General features: G+C 51.7%; 13 protein-coding genes. 8 read left to right on the forward strand and 5 right to left on the reverse strand.

Annotated features, from left to right (window positions below; translation table 11 throughout):
• The 4 genes from bcsC to C3D30_RS17140 form a co-directional block, all read left to right on the forward strand.
• The coding region (bcsC, locus tag C3D30_RS17115; RefSeq protein ID WP_105287171.1) for a cellulose synthase complex outer membrane protein BcsC at window positions 1-1,238 on the forward strand (1,238 nt) is incomplete at its 5' end.
• An 81-nt stretch (window positions 1,239-1,319) separates the two neighbouring features.
• Window positions 1,320-3,308, forward strand: coding sequence for a biofilm formation regulator HmsP (hmsP, locus tag C3D30_RS17120; RefSeq protein WP_001266371.1), 1,989 nt, complete (start codon window positions 1,320-1,322; stop codon window positions 3,306-3,308).
• A gap of 182 nt (window positions 3,309-3,490) precedes the next feature.
• Complete coding sequence (gene dctA / locus C3D30_RS17130; RefSeq protein WP_000858209.1) at window positions 3,491-4,777, forward strand: C4-dicarboxylate transporter DctC; 1,287 nt, start codon at window positions 3,491-3,493, stop codon at window positions 4,775-4,777.
• Between the two features lie 219 nt (window positions 4,778-4,996).
• The gene (locus tag C3D30_RS17140; protein ID WP_105287172.1) at window positions 4,997-6,499 is read left to right on the forward strand and encodes a M16 family metallopeptidase; all 1,503 of its coding nucleotides are present in this window, start codon (window positions 4,997-4,999) and stop codon (window positions 6,497-6,499) included.
• Between the two features lie 95 nt (window positions 6,500-6,594).
• Here the strand turns inward: C3D30_RS17140 and kdgK are convergent, their stop codons facing one another.
• Window positions 6,595-7,524, reverse strand: coding sequence for a 2-dehydro-3-deoxygluconokinase (gene kdgK, locus C3D30_RS17145; RefSeq protein WP_024212639.1), 930 nt, complete (start codon window positions 7,522-7,524; stop codon window positions 6,595-6,597).
• A 231-nt stretch (window positions 7,525-7,755) separates the two neighbouring features.
• Between kdgK and pdeH the strand changes: the two genes are divergently transcribed.
• Window positions 7,756-8,523 carry a cyclic-guanylate-specific phosphodiesterase gene (gene pdeH, locus C3D30_RS17155; RefSeq protein WP_000621120.1) on the forward strand — a complete coding sequence of 256 codons (768 nt, stop codon included), beginning with the start codon at window positions 7,756-7,758 and terminating at the stop codon, window positions 8,521-8,523.
• A 69-nt stretch (window positions 8,524-8,592) separates the two neighbouring features.
• Window positions 8,593-10,653: an AsmA family protein gene (locus C3D30_RS17160; protein ID WP_105287173.1), complete on the forward strand. Its 2,061-nt coding sequence runs from the start codon at window positions 8,593-8,595 to the stop codon at window positions 10,651-10,653.
• Window positions 10,654-11,008: 355 nt separating this feature from the next.
• Here the strand turns inward: C3D30_RS17160 and C3D30_RS17165 are convergent, their stop codons facing one another.
• The 3 genes from C3D30_RS17165 to C3D30_RS17175 form a co-directional block, all read right to left on the reverse strand.
• Window positions 11,009-12,331, reverse strand: coding sequence for an MFS transporter (locus C3D30_RS17165; RefSeq protein WP_001149007.1), 1,323 nt, complete (start codon window positions 12,329-12,331; stop codon window positions 11,009-11,011).
• A 373-nt stretch (window positions 12,332-12,704) separates the two neighbouring features.
• Entirely contained in the window at window positions 12,705-13,718 is a 1,014-nt protein-coding gene (gene yhjD / locus C3D30_RS17170) for an inner membrane protein YhjD (RefSeq protein ID WP_000191243.1), read from the reverse strand.
• 48 nt (window positions 13,719-13,766) lie between these two features.
• Window positions 13,767-14,666: a LysR family transcriptional regulator gene (locus C3D30_RS17175; protein ID WP_105287223.1), complete on the reverse strand. Its 900-nt coding sequence runs from the start codon at window positions 14,664-14,666 to the stop codon at window positions 13,767-13,769.
• Between the two features lie 518 nt (window positions 14,667-15,184).
• Between C3D30_RS17175 and C3D30_RS17180 the strand changes: the two genes are divergently transcribed.
• Window positions 15,185-15,787, forward strand: a complete 603-nt coding sequence (locus tag C3D30_RS17180) for a helix-turn-helix transcriptional regulator (RefSeq protein WP_001165766.1) — start codon at window positions 15,185-15,187, stop codon at window positions 15,785-15,787.
• 50 nt (window positions 15,788-15,837) lie between these two features.
• On the opposite strand, the gene C3D30_RS17185 is transcribed toward C3D30_RS17180, so the two are convergent.
• Window positions 15,838-17,487, reverse strand: coding sequence for an alpha,alpha-trehalase (locus tag C3D30_RS17185; protein WP_105287174.1), 1,650 nt, complete (start codon window positions 17,485-17,487; stop codon window positions 15,838-15,840).
• Window positions 17,488-17,891: 404 nt separating this feature from the next.
• Between C3D30_RS17185 and ccp the strand changes: the two genes are divergently transcribed.
• Entirely contained in the window at window positions 17,892-19,289 is a 1,398-nt protein-coding gene (ccp, locus tag C3D30_RS17190; protein ID WP_000784840.1) for a cytochrome c peroxidase, read from the forward strand.
• Window positions 19,290-19,453 lie beyond the last annotated feature (164 nt).

The raw sequence follows: 19,453 nt of genomic DNA on the forward strand, positions 1-19,453 counted from the left end.
CGCGTCCGCAGGATAACGACACCTTTACCCGTCTGACCCGTAACGACGAGAAAGATGACTGGCTGAAGCGCGGCGTGCGCAGCGATGCGGCAGATCTCTATCGCCAGCAGGATCTTAACGTCACCCTTGAGCACGACTACTGGGGATCGAGCGGCACCGGTGGTTACTCCGACCTGAAAGCGCACACCACCATGTTGCAGGTGGATGCACCGTATTCTGACGGACGGATGTTCTTTCGCAGTGATTTCGTCAATATGAACGTCGGCAGTTTTTCCGCCGACGCTGAGGGTAAATGGGATAACAACTGGGGCACCTGTACGTTGCAGGACTGTAGCGGCAACCGCAGCCAGTCAGATTCAGGTGCCAGCGTGGCGGTCGGCTGGCGAAATGACGTCTGGAGCTGGGATATCGGCACCACGCCGATGGGCTTCAACGTGGTGGATGTGGTCGGTGGCATCAGTTACAGCGACGATATCGGGCCGCTTGGTTACACCGTTAACGCCCACCGTCGGCCCATTTCCAGTTCCTTGCTGGCCTTTGGCGGGCAAAAAGACTCCCCGGGTAATACCGGGAAAAAATGGGGCGGTGTGCGTGCCGATGGCGTGGGGCTAAGTCTGAGCTACGATAAAGGTGAAGCGAACGGCGTCTGGGCATCGCTTAGCGGCGACCAGTTAACCGGTAAAAATGTCGAAGATAACTGGCGCGTGCGCTGGATGACGGGCTATTACTATAAGGTCATCAACCAGAATAATCGCCGTGTGACCATTGGCCTGAACAATATGATCTGGCATTACGACAAAGACCTGAGTGGGTACTCACTCGGTCAGGGCGGTTACTACAGCCCGCAGGAATACCTGTCGTTTGCCATACCGGTGATGTGGCGTGAGCGGACGGAAAACTGGTCGTGGGAGCTGGGCGCGTCTGGCTCGTGGTCGCATTCGCGCACCAAAACCATGCCGCGTTATCCGCTGATGAACCTGATCCCGACGGACTGGAAAGAGGATGCCGCCAGCCAGACCAACGACGGCGGCAGCAGTCAGGGCTTTGGCTACACGGCGCGGGCGTTACTTGAGCGTCGCGTCACGTCCAACTGGTTTGTCGGCACGGCGATTGATATCCAGCAGGCGAAAGATTATGCGCCAAGCCATTTCCTGCTCTACGTGCGGTATTCCGCCGCCGGATGGCAGGGCGACATGGATTTACCGCCGCAGCCGCTGATACCTTACGCCGACTGGTAAGTTTTCAGATAGCGCCTCTCTTAATGCCGCTGCGATCGGGTATACTCGGGCGGCAATCTGGGATTTCCGGGGGGAGACAATTTGCGCGTTAGTCGCTCGTTAACAATTAAGCAGATGGCAATGGTGGCGGCCGTTGTCATGGTGTTCGTTTTTGTTTTTTGCACTGTTTTGCTGTTTCATCTGGTACAGCAGAATCGCTATAACACGGCTACGCAACTGGAAAGCATTGCTCGCTCTGTCCGCGAACCCTTATCTTCCGCCATCTTGAAAGGTGATATTCCTCAGGCGGAAGCTATTCTTGCCAGCATCAAACCAGCGGGCGTGGTCAGTCGCGCCGACGTAGTGCTGCCTAATCAGTTCCAGGCACTGCGTAAAAGTTTTATTCCAGAGCGACCGGTGCCGGTGACGTTCACCCGACTGTTTGAGTTACCGGTACAAATCTCGCTGGGCGTCTACTCGCTGGAACGTCCTGCTACCCCGCAGCCGATTGCCTATCTGGTGTTACAGGCAGATTCCTTCCGCATGTACAAGTTCGTGATGAGCACTGTCTCTACGTTAGTGACCATTTACTTACTTTTGTCGCTGATCCTGACGGTGGCGATTAGTTGGTGCATTAATCGACTGATATTACATCCTTTACGCAATATCGCTCGTGAGCTAAACGCCATTCCACCGCAAGAGATTGTTGGCCATCAACTGGCCTTGCCGCGTCTGCACCAGGACGACGAAATCGGTATGCTGGTGCGCAGTTACAACCTCAATCAGCAACTGTTGCAGCGGCATTATGAAGAACAGTGCGAAAACGCGATGCGTTTCCCGGTGTCGGATTTGCCAAACAAAGCCTTGCTGATGGAGATGCTGGAACAGGTGGTCGCACGTAAACAAACCACCGCACTGATGATCATCACTTGTGAAACGCTACGTGATACTGCTGGCGTACTGAAAGAGGCGCAGCGGGAAATCCTGCTACTGACGCTGGTGGAGAAAATTAAATCGGTGCTGTCGCCACGCATGATCCTCGCACAGGTCAGTGGCTATGACTTCGCTGTGATCGCTAATGGTGTACAGGAACCGTGGCACGCTATCACATTAGGTCAGCAAGTGCTCACTATCATGAGTGAACGCTTGCCGATTGAACGTATTCAGCTACGTCCGCACTGTAGCATCGGTGTGGCGATGTTCTATGGCGATCTCACTGCCGAACAACTTTATGGTCGTGCTATTTCGGCGGCATTTACCGCTCGTCATAAAGGGAAGAATCAGATTCAGTTCTATGATCCACAGCAGATGGAAGAAGCTCAACAACGGTTGACGGAAGAGAGCGATATCCTTAATGCACTGGAAAATCATAAGTTTGCTATTTGGCTACAGCCACAGGTGGAGATGACCAGCGGCAAACTCGTCAGCGCGGAAGCGTTGCTGCGCATCCAGCAAGCGGATGGCACCTGGGAACTGCCGGATGGCTTAATCGATCGTATTGAGTCCTGTGGGCTGATGGTTACCGTTGGTCATTGGGTGCTGGAGGAATCCTGTCGACTGCTTGCTGCCTGGCAAGAGCGCGGCATTATGTTGCCATTATCGGTGAATCTCTCGGCGCTACAGTTGATGCACCCAAATATGGTGCCGGATATGCTGGGGTTATTAACTCGTTATCGTATTCAGCCTGGAACGTTGATCCTGGAGGTCACGGAAAGCCGACGCATTGATGACCCTCACGCGGCGGTGGCGATCCTCCGTCCGCTGCGCAACGCCGGCGTACAGGTGGCGCTGGATGATTTCGGCATGGGTTACGCAGGGCTGCGTCAGTTGCAGCATATGAAATCGTTGCCAATAGACGTGCTGAAAATCGACAAAATGTTTGTTGAGGGCTTACCGGAAGATAGCAGCATGATTGCTGCAATTATCATGCTGGCACAAAGCCTGAATCTGCAAATGATTGCTGAAGGCGTAGAAACGGAAGCGCAACGCGACTGGCTGGCAAAAGCAGGCGTTGGTATTGCCCAGGGCTTCCTTTTTGCCCGTCCACTCCCCATCGAAATCTTCGAAGAGAGTTACCTGGAAGAAAAGTAGCTACCCCAAACTGATTACAAAACTTTAAAAAGTGCTGGTTTGTGCGAGCCAGCTCAAACTTTTTAACCTTTTTGTTTCAATTATGATCCAGGTACATTTCTGTGATGTTGTCTGGGTGTTATTTTAAGGCCGCAGGTACCCCATAACCTTACAAGACCTGTGGTTTTACTAAAGGACACCCTATGAAAACCTCTCTGTTTAAAAGCCTTTACTTTCAGGTCCTGACAGCGATAGCCATTGGTATTCTCCTTGGCCATTTCTACCCTGAGATAGGCGAGCAAATGAAACCGCTTGGCGACGGGTTCGTTAAGCTCATTAAGATGATCATCGCTCCTGTCATCTTTTGTACCGTCGTAACGGGCATTGCGGGCATGGAAAGCATGAAGGCGGTCGGTCGTACCGGCGCAGTCGCACTGCTTTACTTTGAAATTGTCAGTACCATCGCGCTGATTATTGGTCTTATTATTGTTAACGTCGTGCAGCCTGGCGCCGGAATGAACGTCGATCCGGCAACGCTTGATGCGAAAGCGGTAGCAGTTTACGCCGATCAGGCAAAAGACCAGGGCATTGTCGCCTTTATTATGGATGTCATCCCGGCTAGCGTCATTGGGGCATTTGCCAGCGGTAACATCCTGCAGGTGCTGCTGTTTGCCGTACTGTTTGGTTTTGCGCTCCACCGTCTGGGCAGCAAAGGCCAACTGATTTTTAACGTCATCGAAAGTTTCTCGCAGGTCATCTTCGGCATCATCAATATGATCATGCGTCTGGCACCCATCGGTGCGTTTGGGGCGATGGCGTTTACCATCGGTAAATACGGCGTCGGCACATTGGTGCAACTGGGGCAGCTCATTATCTGCTTCTACATCACCTGTATCCTGTTTGTAGTGCTGGTACTGGGTTCAATCGCTAAAGCGACCGGTTTCAGTATCTTCAAATTTATCCGCTACATCCGTGAAGAACTGCTGATTGTGCTGGGAACATCATCTTCCGAGTCGGCGCTGCCGCGTATGCTCGACAAGATGGAAAAACTCGGCTGCCGGAAGTCGGTGGTGGGGCTGGTTATCCCGACAGGCTACTCGTTTAACCTTGATGGAACATCGATATACCTGACGATGGCGGCGGTATTTATCGCCCAGGCCACTAACAGTGAGATGGATATCGTCCACCAAATTACGCTGTTAATTGTGTTGCTGCTCTCTTCCAAAGGGGCGGCTGGGGTAACGGGCAGTGGCTTTATCGTGCTGGCGGCGACACTCTCTGCGGTGGGCCATTTGCCGGTGGCGGGTCTGGCGCTGATCCTCGGTATCGACCGCTTCATGTCAGAAGCCCGTGCGCTGACTAACCTGGTCGGTAACGGCGTAGCGACCATCGTAGTTGCTAAGTGGGTTAAAGAGCTGGACCACAAAAAACTGGATGATGTGCTGAATAATCGTGCGCCGGATGGCAAAACGCACGAATTATCCTCTTAATCTCACCACTTATGCCCGCACTCCCTTCCCCGAGTGCGGGTGTTTGCGCATAATTGCCCCCTGTGCCCGAACTTACCACCTGGGTGAGTTCGGGTTTATTTCACTTCCTCCGTGACATTTTCATGTTCTTGCGGTCTAACACGAAGTGTTTTTAACGTCATTTAGGCTGACCGATAGCGGGCAGTCTTTTATTACCAGGATAGTTGATCAGGGGTTCACATGCAGGGCACAAAAATTCGACTTTTAGCGGGCGGTTTGCTGGTGATGGCCACTGCTGGCTATGTGCAGGCAGATGCGCTCCAGCCTGATCCAGCATGGCAACAGGGGACGCTCGCCAACGGTTTACAGTGGCAAGTGCTGACCACGCCCCAGCGTCCCAGCGATCGTGTTGAAATTCGCCTGCTGGTTAATACCGGTTCGCTCGCCGAAAGCACCCAACAGAGCGGTTACAGTCATGCCATTCCTCGTATTGCGCTGACGCAAAGCGGTGGTCTGGAAGCGGCACAGGCACGTTCATTGTGGCAGCAGGGGATCGACCCTAAGCGCCCGATGCCGCCGGTGATCGTCTCTTACGACACCACGCTGTTTAATCTGAGTTTGCCAAATAATCGTAACGATCTACTGAAAGAGGCGCTCTCTTATCTGGCGAATGCGACCGGCAAGCTGACCATCACACCAGAAACGGTTAACCATGCGCTGCAAAGCCAGGATATGGTGGCAACCTGGCCTGCCGACACTAAAGAAGGCTGGTGGCGCTATCGTCTGAAAGGATCAACCTTGTTAGGTCACGATCCTGCCGATCCGCTGAAAAATCCCGTTGAAGCGGAAAAGATTAAAGATTTCTACCAGAAATGGTACACCCCAGATGCAATGACGCTGCTGGTGGTGGGAAACGTTGATGCGCGCTCGGTTGTAGACCAGATCAACAAAACGTTTGGCGAACTGAAAGGCAAACGTGAAACACCGGCTCCGGTGCCGACGCTTTCTCCGCTGCGTGCGGAAGCGGTGAGCATTATGACCGACGCGGTGCGCCAGGATCGGTTATCTATCATGTGGGACACGCCGTGGCAGCCAATTCGTGAATCTGCCGCACTGCTGCGCTACTGGCGCGCGGATCTGGCTCGTGAGGCGCTGTTCTGGCATGTTCAGCAAGCATTAAGCGCCAATAACAGCAAAGACATCGGCCTTGGATTCGATTGCCGTGTGCTGTATCTGCGTGCGCAATGTGCCATCAACATCGAGTCACCAAACGACAAGCTGAACAGCAACCTTAATCTGGTGGCGCGTGAGCTGGCGAAAGTCCGCGACAAAGGTCTGCCGGAAGAAGAGTTCAACGCCCTGGTCGCGCAAAAGAAACTGGAGCTGCAGAAACTGTTTGCCGCCTATGCACGAGCTGATACCGATATTCTGATGGGTCAGCGGATGCGTTCACTGCAAAATCAGGTTGTCGATATCGCACCGGAGCAATATCAGAAACTGCGTCAGGATTTCCTTAACAGCCTGACGGTAGAGATGTTAAATCAGGATCTGCGTCAGCAGTTGTCGAACGACATGGCGTTAATTCTGCTGCAGCCGAAAGGCGAGCCGGAATTTAACATGAAATCGTTGCAGGCTGCCTGGGATCAAATCATGGCGCCATCGGCCACGGCTGCGGCTGCGGCGACGTCTGTCGCCACGGATGATGTGCATCCTGAAGTGACGGATATTCCACCTGCACAGTAATGCCTGATGGTGATGAGTTAGCACAACCATCAGGTATTTATGGATGAGCTGGATAGAGGGGTAACACTTTATCCAGCCTTTTGAATATGCTGCTTTTACGCTGGCATCGCCTCACGCGGGATAATCGCGCCGCGATACTGGATAACCGTACTTGCAGTCAAATGTCCGCGTTTTGCCGCTTCTTCTGCACTTCCCCCGGTCAGGCGTACCGCCAGATAACCGGCGCTGAAAGAGTCACCCGCAGCGGTGGTGTCGATCACTTTTTCTTTCGGCAGTTTCACCGCTGGAACATCCACTAACCCTTCGCCAGCAATAGAAACCAGGCAAGAATCCGCCCCGCGTTTTACTACCACTTCTTTCACGCCCGCTTTATGGGTACGCGCAATAACGTCTTCCACCGGCTGTTGACCCCACAGCGCGTCTTCATCGTCCAGCGTCAGGAAGGCGATATCTGTGCATTCCAGCATTTGCTGGTACACCTGCTGCGTCTCTTCTTTGCTCGCCCACAGGCGCGGACGGTAGTTATTGTCGAAAATGACCTTCCCGCCGTTGGCGCGGCATTCGCGTAGCAGAGAAAGCAGCTTCTCGCGGCTGGTCGGGCTTAAGATCGCCAGGCTAATCCCGCTAAGGTAAAGGTAATCGAAATTCGCCAGCTCTTCACAAATCGCTGCTGACTGCTCGCTCTCCAGCCAGAATTTAGCTGCGGCTTCGTTACGCCAGTAGTAGAAAGTGCGTTCGCCAGTGCTATCGGTTTCAATGTAGTAAAGACCCGGCAGGCGGTTTTCCATCCGTTGGGTCAGGGAAGTATCGACGTTCTCGCCGTGCCAGGCGTCCAGCATCTGCTGACTAAAACTGTCCGTCCCCAGCGCCGTTACGTAGTGAACGGTTAATGCCGCAGGATCGACCTGACGAGCGATGTAGACGGAAGTATTCAGGGTATCGCCGCCGAAACCGCGCTTAACGTCTGCGCCTTTCTCGGAAAGCTCAATCATGCATTCGCCAATCACGGCAATCTTTTTGGACATAGTCGTGAACCTGATCTGTAAAAAATTAGCGTTAGTTTGCGCTGTGGTGGTTTGCTGGTCAACTATATTAAAACGCTGTTCCATTATTTTTTTGAGCCAGAACGTATTCCTGGAAGATTCCGTCGTTGTGTGGGCAAATTAACTTCTCTCTGGCGGTAAAGTTCTGCCGTGGCGCGCCGATAATATTTGTCGAGTCCGGGCAGCATCACTTTTAAACACAGGACATCTTCGATGATAAGGCAGGTTATCCAGCGAATAAGCAACCCTGAAACAAGCATCGAGAGCTTGCAGGAACGGCGTTTTTGGTTGCAGTGTGAGCGCGTTTATACCTGGCAGCCGATTTACCAGACTTCCGGACGATTGATGGCCGTGGAGCTTTTAACCATTGTTACGCATCCTGATAATCCCTCGCAACGGCTGCCGCCAGATCGTTATTTTGCCGAAATCACCGTCAGGCATCGTATGGATGTGGTGAAAGAACAGATTGATTTACTGGCGAAAAAAGCTGCGTTCTTCGTTGAGCACGGCCTGCTGGCATCGGTTAATATTGATGGACCTACGCTTCTCGCCCTACGTCAGCAGCCGGAAATTTTGCGTCAGATTGACCGTCTTCCCTGGCTGCGTTTCGAACTGGTGGAACACATCCGTCTACCGAAAGATTCAACGTTTGCTTCGATGTGCGAATTTGGCCCACTGTGGCTGGATGATTTTGGCACCGGGATGGCAAATTTCTCTGCGCTAAGTGAAGTGCGTTACGACTACATCAAAATCGCTCGCGAACTGTTTGTGATGTTGCGCCAGTCGCCAGAAGGTCGCACGCTCTTTTCCCAGCTTTTGCATTTGATGAACCGCTACTGCCGTGGGGTGATCGTCGAAGGTATCGAGACTGAGGAAGAATGGGGCGATGTGCAAAATTCTCCCGCATTCGCCGCACAAGGCTGGTTTCTTTCACGTCCGGCACCAATAGAAACGCTGGACTCAGTGGCGCTGGCTCTGTAAGCCCCCTCATTTTCTGCCTGGCTGGACTATCTTTAGGACTGGCACAGGAAGAATGTGAGGAAGCGAACTATGAGCAAAGCAGGCAAAATAACCGCTGCGATTTCAGGGGCTTTCTTGTTGTTGATCGTCGTGGCGATCATTTTGATTGCAACGTTTGACTGGAACCGTCTCAAACCGACCATCAACCAGAAAGTCTCTGCGGAACTGAATCGCCCCTTCGCCATCCGTGGCGATCTGGGTGTGGTGTGGGAACGGCAAAAGCAGGAAACCGGCTGGCGTAGCTGGGTGCCGTGGCCTCATGTACACGCACAAGACATCATTCTCGGCAACCCGCCGGATATTCCCGAAGTGACGATGGTACATTTACCGCGCGTAGAAGCGACGCTGGCTCCGCTGGCGTTGCTGACTAAAACGGTCTGGCTGCCGTGGATCAAGCTGGAAAAGCCCGACGCGCGCCTGATTCGCCTCTCGGAAAAGAACAACAACTGGACGTTTAATCTCGCCAACGATGACAACAAAGACGCGAATGCGAAGCCGTCGGCGTGGTCGTTCCGCCTGGATAATATTCTGTTTGATCAAGGGCGGATCGCTATTGATGACAAAGTAAGCAAAGCGGATCTGGAAATTTTTGTCGATCCGTTAGGCAAGCCGCTGCCGTTCAGCGAATTTACCGGATCGAAAGGTAAAGCGGACAAAGAAAAGGTGGGCGATTACGTTTTTGGCCTGAAGGCGCAGGGACGTTATAACGGTGAACCGCTCACGGGTACGGGAAAAATAGGCGGTATGCTGGCGCTGCGTGGCGAAGGAACACCGTTTCCGGTACAGGCTGATTTTCGCTCTGGTAACACCCGTGTTGCTTTTGATGGCGTCGTGAATGACCCAATGAAGATGGGCGGCGTCGATTTACGGCTTAAATTTTCCGGCGATTCGCTGGGTGATCTCTATGAACTGACGGGCGTTCTACTGCCCGATACCCCGCCGTTTGAAACCAATGGTCGGCTGGTAGCGAAAATCGACACTGAAAAATCATCAGTCTTTGATTATCGCGGTTTTAATGGGCGAATTGGCGATAGCGATATCCACGGTTCTCTGGTCTACACCACCGGCAAGCCGCGACCAAAGCTGGAAGGTGACGTTGAGTCGCGGAAGTTACGGCTGGCTGATTTGGGGCCGTTGATTGGCATTGATTCCGGGAAAGGGGCAGAAAAGTCGAAACGGTCTGAACAGAAGAAGGGCGAGAAAAGCGTTCAGCCTGCGGGCAAAGTGCTGCCTTATGACCGCTTCGAAACCGATAAATGGGACGTTATGGATGCCGATGTTCGCTTCAAAGGCCGACGTATCGAGCATGGCAGCAGTTTGCCGATTAGCGATCTTTCAACCCATATCATCCTCAAAAACGCTGACCTGCGTCTGCAACCGCTGAAATTTGGCATGGCGGGCGGCAGCATTGCGGCGAATATTCATCTGGAGGGGGACAAAAAACCGATGCAGGGGCGGGCGGATATACAGGCTCGTCGACTGAAGCTGAAGGAGCTGATGCCGGATGTAGAACTGATGCAGAAAACGCTGGGAGAAATGAACGGCGATGCTGAACTGCGCGGTAGCGGTAACTCGGTGGCGGCGCTTTTAGGCAACAGTAACGGCAACCTGAAACTGTTGATGAATGACGGGCTGGTGAGCCGTAACCTGATGGAGATTGTTGGGCTGAATGTCGGCAACTACATTGTCGGTGCGATATTTGGTGACGATGAGGTGCGGGTGAACTGCGCGGCGGCGAATCTGGATATCGCTAACGGTGTGGCACGCCCGCAGATTTTTGCTTTCGATACTGAGAACGCGTTGATTAACGTTACCGGCACGGCAAGTTTTGCTTCGGAGCAACTGGATTTGACTATTGATCCGGAGAGCAAAGGGATTCGTATTATCACGCTGCGTTCGCCGCTGTATGTGCGTGGGACGTTTAAGAACCCGCAGGCTGGCGTGAAAGCCGGGCCGTTGATTGCTCGTGGTGCTGTTGCGGCGGCGCTGGCAACGCTGGTGACGCCTGCGGCGGCGTTACTGGCGCTGATTTCGCCTTCAGAAGGTGAAGCTAATCAGTGCCGGATGATTTTGTCGCAGATGAAGAAGTGATGAGGGGGGATTGTGTTTGCTGGTGAGTTCGGAAACAGCGTGTTCCCCTCACCCTAACCCTCTCCCCAAAGGGGCGAGGGGACTGTTTTGTGTGTGTTGAAACAACGAGTACCGCTTTTCCGTTCACTTTCTGGCGAGGGAACTGTTTCGTGCGTGTTGAAACAGCGAGAGCCGCTTTTCCGTTCACTTTCTGGCGAGGGGACTGTTTTGTGCGTGTTGAAATAACGAGTACCGCTTTTCCGTTCACTTTCTGGGGGGGAGGGCTGTTATGTTCGCGATGTAACATCTCGCTCCGCTTTTCTCCCTCTCCCTTTCAGGGAGAGGGCTGGGGTGAGGGTGGCAGCCCGCACGATACTTACAAAGACTGATGTCGCGTCTCATGCGTCAGCAGCAGGGCAATTAACGTCAAGCCAGCCATTGCCGCCAGATATAACCCCACTGCACCTAACCCGTAGTTAGTCTGCAACCAGGCTGCGATATATGGCGCAACGGAAGCCCCAAGAATCGACGATACGTTGTAAGAGAACGATGCCCCGGTGTAACGCACTTCCGTCGGGAACAGCTCTGGCAACAGCGCGCCCATCGGCCCGAAGGTCAGTCCCATCAGACTTAACCCCAACAGCAGGAAGGCAAAAACCAGAATTGGGTTACCAGAACCGAGCAGTGGGTTAAAGGCGAACAGCGCGAACAGGATGATCAGCGTCGTGATGATTACCATGCTTTTACGACGCCCAAAGGCATCTGCCAGCAATCCGGCGACTGGCACCATCACACCAAAACCAATTACTGCCATCATCAGCATCCACAGCACTTCGTTACGCGGCAGGCCAAGCCCGACAGGCGCGGCGGCGGTACTAAAGGTCATAGAGTAGACCGTCATGATGTAAAACAGCGTATAGGTTGCCAGCATAATGAACGTACCCAGTACGGTTACGCGAACATGTTTGGTCAGCAGCGTACCCAGCGGGATCTTCACCTGTTTTTTCGCTTTAGCGACTTTCTCAAACACCGGCGACTCATGCAGCGACACGCGAACATACAGGCCGATAATGACCAGCACCGCCGAGAAGATAAATGGCACACGCCAGCCCCAGCTCATAAACTGCTCGTCGGTCAGTAGCCAGGAAAGCAGCAAGAAAGTGCCGTTGGCAAAGAAGAAGCCAATCGGTGCGCCCAGCTGTGGGAAGGAGCCATACAGTGCACGTTTGCGCGGTGGGGCGTTTTCAGTCGCCAGCAGCGCCGCGCCGCCCCATTCACCGCCTAAGCCCAGACCCTGACCAAATCGAGCCAGCGCCAGCAGCAGCGGGGCGAAAATACCAATCGTGGCATAGCCCGGCAGCAGACCAATCACCACGGTCGAAATCCCCATCGTTAGCAACGAGGCGACCAGCGTCGCTTTACGCCCAACGCGATCGCCAAAATGACCAAATACGGCAGAGCCAATGGGGCGCGCGACGAAGGCGATGGCGAAGGTGGCGAGCGACTGTAGCGTTGCTGCCGTAGGATCGCCCTGCGGGAAGAAGATATGCGGAAACACAATAACGGCCGCAGTGGCGTAAATGTAAAAGTCGAAGAACTCAATGGCCGTGCCAATGAGAGAGGCGACAAGGACTTTATTACGCGAGTTGATCGGCGTGTATTCTTGCTCGTGGTCGAGTGTTGTGGCTGTTGCTTGCATAATCTTTTCTTATTTTTTGGCTAACGAATAGCCATATTACGCACAGCAAAAGTGATATTTCAATGTGTAACAAATCGCGAAAATGGTCAAAAACCAAGCAAAAAGGGGATAATGTTTAGGCTAATGATTTTTCTTCTATGAAATGCTTCACACAATTTCATAAATAGTCAATAAAACTGGTTTCAGGTTAAATAAAAGTTACCGACTGGATTTATATGCTGGGCTAATGAGTTGGCGTGAAATTGTTCGCTCCTGAAGAGATGTCGTTTCAGGTGGTTATGCGCACATTATAGCCGGATGCGATGCTGGCGCATCTTATCCGGCCTACGGGGAGTCAGGCCGGATAAGGCGTTTACGCCGCATCCGGCATATTTTAAGGCTGTGTTTTCCCCGGCATTCGCGGGTCATCTTTATACTCGGCGGTGGCAATCCACGCCGCGCAAAACAGCGTCAGACGAGCGAAGAAGTAGAAAAATGCCATCAGCCCCAGCACGGAACCAAATGCTGCGCCAGATGGGGATTTCATCAACGACGGCAGGGTATACGTCATCACAATTTTAATCACTTCAAAACCAATCGCTGCGAGGAACGTCCCGCGAATCAGCGCCTTTCTACGCGGACGGTGGCGCGGCAGGCGCCAGAAGATCCAGAAGAAAAGCAGATAGTTGGCAAAGATAGAAATCGCCAGACCAATCAACCGCCACGTCGGTTTCAGCCACTCAATGCTATTAAGGTGCAGCGCGCTAATAATCATTTGTTGCGCAGAACCGGCAACGGAAGTGATTGAGAGCGTCACAATCAGCGCAATCAACAAACCAATCAGCGAAATAAAGTCACGCAGATATTTTACCCAGAACTTCTCCTGATCTTGCGGCGAACGTTCCCAGACATCGCGCGATTGGGCGCGAATTGCTTCACGTAAATTCCCCATCCAGTTGATGCCGGAGTATAGCGCCACGGCTAACCCAACAAGTCCTACGGTAGTACGCTGCTGAACGGCAGTGTTGATGGTGTTTTTCAACGTGGCGGCAAGCGTCGGATCGCTGATGTTTTGCAGAATCTTGTCGAAGATATCCTGCAACAGCATCGGATGCGAAGCCAGCACAAAACCCCCTGCGGCAAACGACACCATTAAAATCGGGATCATCGACAAAAACGAGAAATAGGTGATGGCCGCGCCAAACTGATTACCAAGCCGATCGTTAAAGCGTTCTGTCGCGCGAATAAGGTGCGCGATGATCGGTTGGCGTTGGATTTTTTCGGCGGTGGTGGTGACGGTTTCCAGTGCCTGACTGACTTTGCCGCCTTTATCGCTATTATCCAGATGCTTAATTGGCTCGTGCTCCAGATCCTGGGTGGGACGTTTGATCTCGTTTTCCTGCGTCATCCGCTCTTTAGTCCTTCTGTCGTTGTCTTTCTTAAAAAGTATAGTCGGTCAGTCCAGGTACTCTTTCATCACGCCAGCCAGCCACTGCATAAACAGGTTTACACGGCGGGAAAGCTCCCGACGCTGTGGGTAAACCAGAGAAATGGAGCGTGGTTCGGCGCGGTAGTTGGGTAACACTTCGATAAGCTGTCTGGCGCGTAGGGCTTCGCGTACGGTGACGCGGGGGATCTGAATAATCCCCAGTCCCGCCAGACCGGCGGCAAGATAGTTTTCTCTACTGTTTACCGTCAACATGCCGCCGGACTTAAACCACTGGACGCCATTAACACTGGCAACCTCAAAACCCAACGGATGCGCGCCCAGATGTGGCGTGTAATGCACTACCGCGTGCGAAGTCAGGTCGTCGGGACTTTGCGGATAACCAAAGCGCGTCAGATAGTGCGGACTGGCGCAGTTGACCATCGTCAGTTTGCCGAGGGGACGGGTGATGAGTCCATCGTCGGGCAACGTTCCCGTGCGTACTACGCAATCAAAGCCATCATGAAGAATATCTACCGGACGGTCATTGCTGCTTAATTCCAGTTCAATTCCCGGATATTGATGAAGAAATTCGGGCAGGCGCGGCAGTAGCAGGGTTTTTGCCATCCCGGATGGGATATCGATGCGTAATTTACCGCTGATGCTGGTGGCCTCCTGCTGAAATAAACCGTCCAGTTCGTTGAGATTACTCAACACATCTTTTGCCCGTTGGTAATAGGTCATGCCATCAGGCGTGAGTTTGACCCGTCGCGTGGTGCGCTGGAGAAGCTGGGTGCCAAGTTGATGTTCCAGTGCCTGTATCTGGCGCGAAACACTTCCCTTTGGCAAAGCAAAGAAATCCGCCGCGCGGGAAAAACTCTCCAGCTCTGCGACTTTGATGAACAACTGCATTGCGTGAATTTTATCCATTTCTTTGACCGATTGTTGTTCACAGCGAAACAGTAACGCGTATATCGCATTGTTTATTGTTTTTTCTAACATCTAATGCATGGTTTCACAACGATGCAACGTTGAAAGTGAGGTGATTTTAGAGAATAAAAGGCGGATTCGCGTCTCTGAATAGAGAAATAACCAACAGAAAGCCAAAATTTTGATTCGTTTTATAAAATGCTCACACACGACATTGTGTATTTGTGCGTAATCCAGTCACTTTCTTAAACTGTGGATGCTATTAAAGCGTGCGCTGAATTGGCCTGGTTAACCGGAACGTGGCGCGAAAATATAAGGAATTCCTTAAGATTTTTTTAAATAGTGCCCTCGACATGTAATTTCAGGCGTTTAGCTGTAACTATTTATATCGGTAACTATTTTCTGTCTTTCATCTCTGTAGAATGGCCTCTGCCAAATGGCGAATTCTTATTTTGTCTCTCGGGTAATACCCTTCCACTACTTAAGCCTTTTTAACGTATTCAGGTGGAGATTCAGTAATGCAAATAATCATGTTTGACAGGCAGTCAATATTTATTCATGGAATGAAAGTCAGTTTACAGCAACGTATTCCAGGAGTAGGTATTCAGGGCGTCGGTCAGGCAGACGAGTTATGGCAAAAGCTGGAAAGCTACCCTGAAGCCTTAGTTATGCTCGATGGCGATCAGGATGGTGAGTTTTGCTACTGGTTACTGCAAAAAACCGTGGTGCAATTTCCTGAGGTTAAGGTGTTAATCACGGCTTCGGATTGCAACAAACGATGGTTGCAGGAGGTTATTCATTTCAATGTGATGGCGATTGTACCGCGTGATTCTTCGATCGATACGTTCGTGTTGGCGGTCAATAGTGCGGCGATGGGAATGATGTTTCTGCCCGGTGACTGGCGAACCACGCCGGAAAAGGATACGAAAGATCTCAAATCGTTAAGCGCCCGCCAGCGGGAAATTTTAACCATGCTGGCGGCGGGCGAATCGAATAAAGAGATTGGTCGGGCATTAAATATCAGCACCGGAACGGTAAAAGCGCACCTGGAATCGCTCTATCGCCGTCTGGAAGTGAAAAACCGTACCCAGGCAGCGATGATGTTAAATATATCCTCCTGAAGAGGATAATTTTACAGCTAGCAGGAAGTTAGCGGTTGGCTGTAAAAATATTATGGTTCGCCGTATAGACCAATTAAACGACGTACCACACCGTTGGTCCAGCCAAACCCATCCTGCAACGGATATTCGCCCCCGCCGCCCTCGCGGGGGACACCATCGGCAATATGGTATTTCTCGATCAGTTTGTGCTGTTCCAGGTAGAACTGATTCACCGTCTTCAGCCAGCTACGCGCGATCTCATCACCCAGATGGTCATCACCGTACATTTTAAATCCCTGAATCGCCATCCATTGTAATGGCGCCCAGCCGTTGGGTTTATCCCACTGTTCACCGGTTTCATACTCACTTGCCAGAATCCCGCCCGGCGTCAGTAACCGGCTGCGCACGGCATTTGCCAGACGGTCGGCCTGTTCATGGCTCGCCATGCCCACATATAACGGCACAATGGCAGCAGCGGAAAAGAGAGCCTGTTGTTCGCGCCGCCAGTCGTAATCGCGGTAGAGACCATTTTCATCATCCCAGAGATAATGGTTTACCGCATCGCGGCGGGCATTGGCTTTCTGGCGGAACAGAGTTTCCGTTTCCTTGTCGCCTTTCAGCGCCGAGATGTTGGCGATGGCGCTCTCCAGTTTAAACAGGAAAGCATTCAGATCGATGGGGATGAACTGAGTGGTCCGAATACTCGCCAGGCGACCGGCGTCGCGTAGCCAGCGGGAGGAGTAATCCCAGCCAGAAGCTGCGCCCGCGCGTAAATCGCGGTACACCTCGTTCGGCGGACGACCAGAGTGCTTCGCGGTTTCCACATCCTCCAGCCAGGATTCGTCACGCGGCGTGTCGCGGTCGTCCCAGTAGCGGTTAAGCAGCGAACCATCCGGCATCCGCACTACATGGCGATAGGCCTGATTAGGGATCAGCGATTCTGCTCCGTCCATCCAGAAGGCATATTCCATTTTCAGATGGTCGAGATAGCGGCGCGCTCCGCGTACACCATCTTCTTCAAACAACTCCACCATCAGCGCAAAAACCGGTGGCTGCGAGCGGCTCAAATAGTAGGTGCGGTTGCCGTTGGGGATGTGCCCGTAGTTTTCGATCATCCAGGCGAAGTTATCGGCCATGCATTTCAGCAAATCTTCACGCCCGCTTTCCGCCAGACCCAGCATGGTGAAATAGGAATCCCAATAGTAGGTTTCGCTAAAACGACCGCCAGGGACAATATACGACTGCGGCAGCGCCAGCAGAGAAGACCACGGAATGTGATCCTGCGGCTCGCGGGTTAATACCGGCCATAGCTGGTCGATATGCTCTTTCAGGGAGTTTTGCGGGTCTGATACATACTCGCTGGAGTAGACTTCCGGTAACCAGAAGTGATTTTCAACAAACTTGCGCAAATCGAAATCACGATGACGGCGCACTTTACGATAGCGGATTAAGATATCCAGCGGGTCCATTTTGGGGGCGCAGTCAGGAAACGTTTTACTATCGGGGAAAATTTTTGCCGACTGGACATGTTCGAAAAGTTCGAGATAGCGGTCAGCAGGTGTTAGCGCGTCAGAGGCTGGCAGCCCTTCAATCATTTCGGGTTCTGGCTCTGCCTCGAGCATCTCATCCAGTTTTAATTCATACGGATCCAGTTCATAACAGAGATCGACCTCGACCATCAGTTCGTCTGGATTAGGGTTTTGAATTTTCTGATTGAGCATAAGGATCCGACCTCCGAAATTCGTCTCTAATTATCGGGCTTTCCTTTAAGCGTAGTCATTCGCTCCGGTCGATGGGCGACAAAGCGTGCGGTGGATCACGTTTATTAATGGGGAAAAAAATATAACGCACTAATATCAATGGAATTTATAAAAATAAGAATTCCATGTTGTTTTTCATTTTCGGAACATTCAATCATGGTCTCCCCGTAATCATGATATGCCATTCCTGATCTGAGTAATAGGTATAGGCTATCTTATTGATAGTTTATATTCATGTAATTGATTGATTCCTATCAAAAAGCTAATTCCCCTGTTTTTTATGATGGTTTAGTCTCGCAGAGACGTTTGCAGCATTCTGGAAAATTTTCTGGGTCACAATAACTCACTACCGTGAGGGAAGAATAATGAAAATGGTCTCACGTATTACCGCGATCGGCCTGGCTGGCGTCGCGATTTGCTATTTAGGATTATCTGGTTATGTGTGGTACCACGATAATAAACGCAGTAAACAGGCTGATGTTCAGGCATCTGCTGTCAGTGAAAATAATAAGGTTTTAGGTTTTCTCCGCGAAAAAGGATGCGACTATTGCCATACGCCTTCCGCAGAATTACCCGCCTATTATTATATTCCTGGCGCGAAACAGTTGATGGATTACGACATTAGGCTCGGATATAAATCTTTTAACCTCGAGGCAGTGCGTGCGGCTCTGCTGGCAGATAAACCCGTTTCGCAAAGCGATCTGAACAAGATTGAATGGGTGATGCAGTATGAAACTATGCCGCCAACGCGTTATACCGCACTGCACTGGGCGGGTAAGGTGAGTGATGAAGAGCGGGCGGAAATACTCGCCTGGATTGCAAAACAGCGCGCGGAATATTACGCCAGCAATGACACCGCGCCGGAGCACCGTAATGAACCGGTGCAGCCCATCCCGCAAAAACTGCCTACCGATGCGCAAAAAGTGGCGTTGGGGTTTGCCCTGTATCACGATCCCCGTTTATCGGCTGATAGCACCATTTCTTGTGCTCATTGTCATGCGCTGAATGCGGGAGGTGTTGATGGCAGAAAAACGTCGATTGGCGTCGGTGGTGCGGTCGGGCCGATTAATGCGCCGACGGTGTTTAACTCGGTGTTTAACGTTGAGCAATTCTGGGATGGTCGTGCGGCAACATTGCAGGATCAGGCGGGTGGGCCGCCGCTGAATCCGATTGAAATGGCGTCAAAATCCTGGGACGAAATCATTGCGAAGTTGGAAAAAGATCCTGTGCTGAAAGCGCAGTTCCTCAAAGTTTATCCGCAAGGTTTCAGTGGTGAAAATATTACTGACGCAATTGCTGAATTTGAGAAAACATTAATTACGCCGGATTCACCGTTTGATAAATGGTTGCGTGGTGATGAAAATGCGCTAACTGCGCAGCAGAAAAAAGGTTATCAATTATTTAAAGATAATAAATGTGCAACGTGTCATGGCGGTATTATTCTCGGTGGACGTTCTTTCGAACCGCTGGGTCTGAAAAAAGACTTTAACTTTGGTGAAATTACGGCGGCGGATATTGGTCGTATGAATGTTACTAAAGAAGAACGCGATAAACTGCGTCAGAAAGTACCCGGTTTACGTAACGTTGCGCTAACGGCGCCGTACTTCCATCGCGGTGATGTGCCGACGCTGGACGGGGCGGTGAAACTGATGCTGCGCTATCAGGTCGGTAAAGAACTGCCGCAGGAGGATGTGGATGATATCGTGGCTTTCCTGCACAGTCTGAACGGAGTTTACACTCCGTATATGCAGGATAAACAATAATTAATTCGATCGCCCGACCAGCAATGCTCGGGCGATTTTTATTACGATAATAAAGTCTGTTTTTTATATTATCATGTTAAATGTTTATATTATAAAAAGTCGTTTTTCTGTTTAGGATTTTGTTATTTAAATTACACCCGCAACGCCTTGCGTCCATTCCAGAT

Origin of the sequence: Escherichia sp. MOD1-EC5433, from assembly GCF_002966005.1 — a bacterium.
Taxonomy (GTDB): domain Bacteria; phylum Pseudomonadota; class Gammaproteobacteria; order Enterobacterales; family Enterobacteriaceae; genus Escherichia; species Escherichia ruysiae.

What these genes read in the sequence shown, in the direction of transcription:
- C3D30_RS17165 (WP_001149007.1), bottom strand. Translation starts at nt 12,331, where the DNA reads ATGCAAGCAACAGCCACAACACTCGACCACGAGCAAGAATACACGCCG.
- C3D30_RS17140 (WP_105287172.1), top strand. Translation starts at nt 4,997, where the DNA reads ATGCAGGGCACAAAAATTCGACTTTTAGCGGGCGGTTTGCTGGTGATG.
- ccp (WP_000784840.1), top strand. Translation starts at nt 17,892, where the DNA reads ATGAAAATGGTCTCACGTATTACCGCGATCGGCCTGGCTGGCGTCGCG.
- C3D30_RS17160 (WP_105287173.1), top strand. Translation starts at nt 8,593, where the DNA reads ATGAGCAAAGCAGGCAAAATAACCGCTGCGATTTCAGGGGCTTTCTTG.
- yhjD (WP_000191243.1), bottom strand. Translation starts at nt 13,718, where the DNA reads ATGACGCAGGAAAACGAGATCAAACGTCCCACCCAGGATCTGGAGCAC.
- C3D30_RS17185 (WP_105287174.1), bottom strand. Translation starts at nt 17,487, where the DNA reads ATGCTCAATCAGAAAATTCAAAACCCTAATCCAGACGAACTGATGGTC.
- C3D30_RS17180 (WP_001165766.1), top strand. Translation starts at nt 15,185, where the DNA reads ATGCAAATAATCATGTTTGACAGGCAGTCAATATTTATTCATGGAATG.
- dctA (WP_000858209.1), top strand. Translation starts at nt 3,491, where the DNA reads ATGAAAACCTCTCTGTTTAAAAGCCTTTACTTTCAGGTCCTGACAGCG.
- pdeH (WP_000621120.1), top strand. Translation starts at nt 7,756, where the DNA reads ATGATAAGGCAGGTTATCCAGCGAATAAGCAACCCTGAAACAAGCATC.
- C3D30_RS17175 (WP_105287223.1), bottom strand. Translation starts at nt 14,666, where the DNA reads ATGGATAAAATTCACGCAATGCAGTTGTTCATCAAAGTCGCAGAGCTG.
- kdgK (WP_024212639.1), bottom strand. Translation starts at nt 7,524, where the DNA reads ATGTCCAAAAAGATTGCCGTGATTGGCGAATGCATGATTGAGCTTTCC.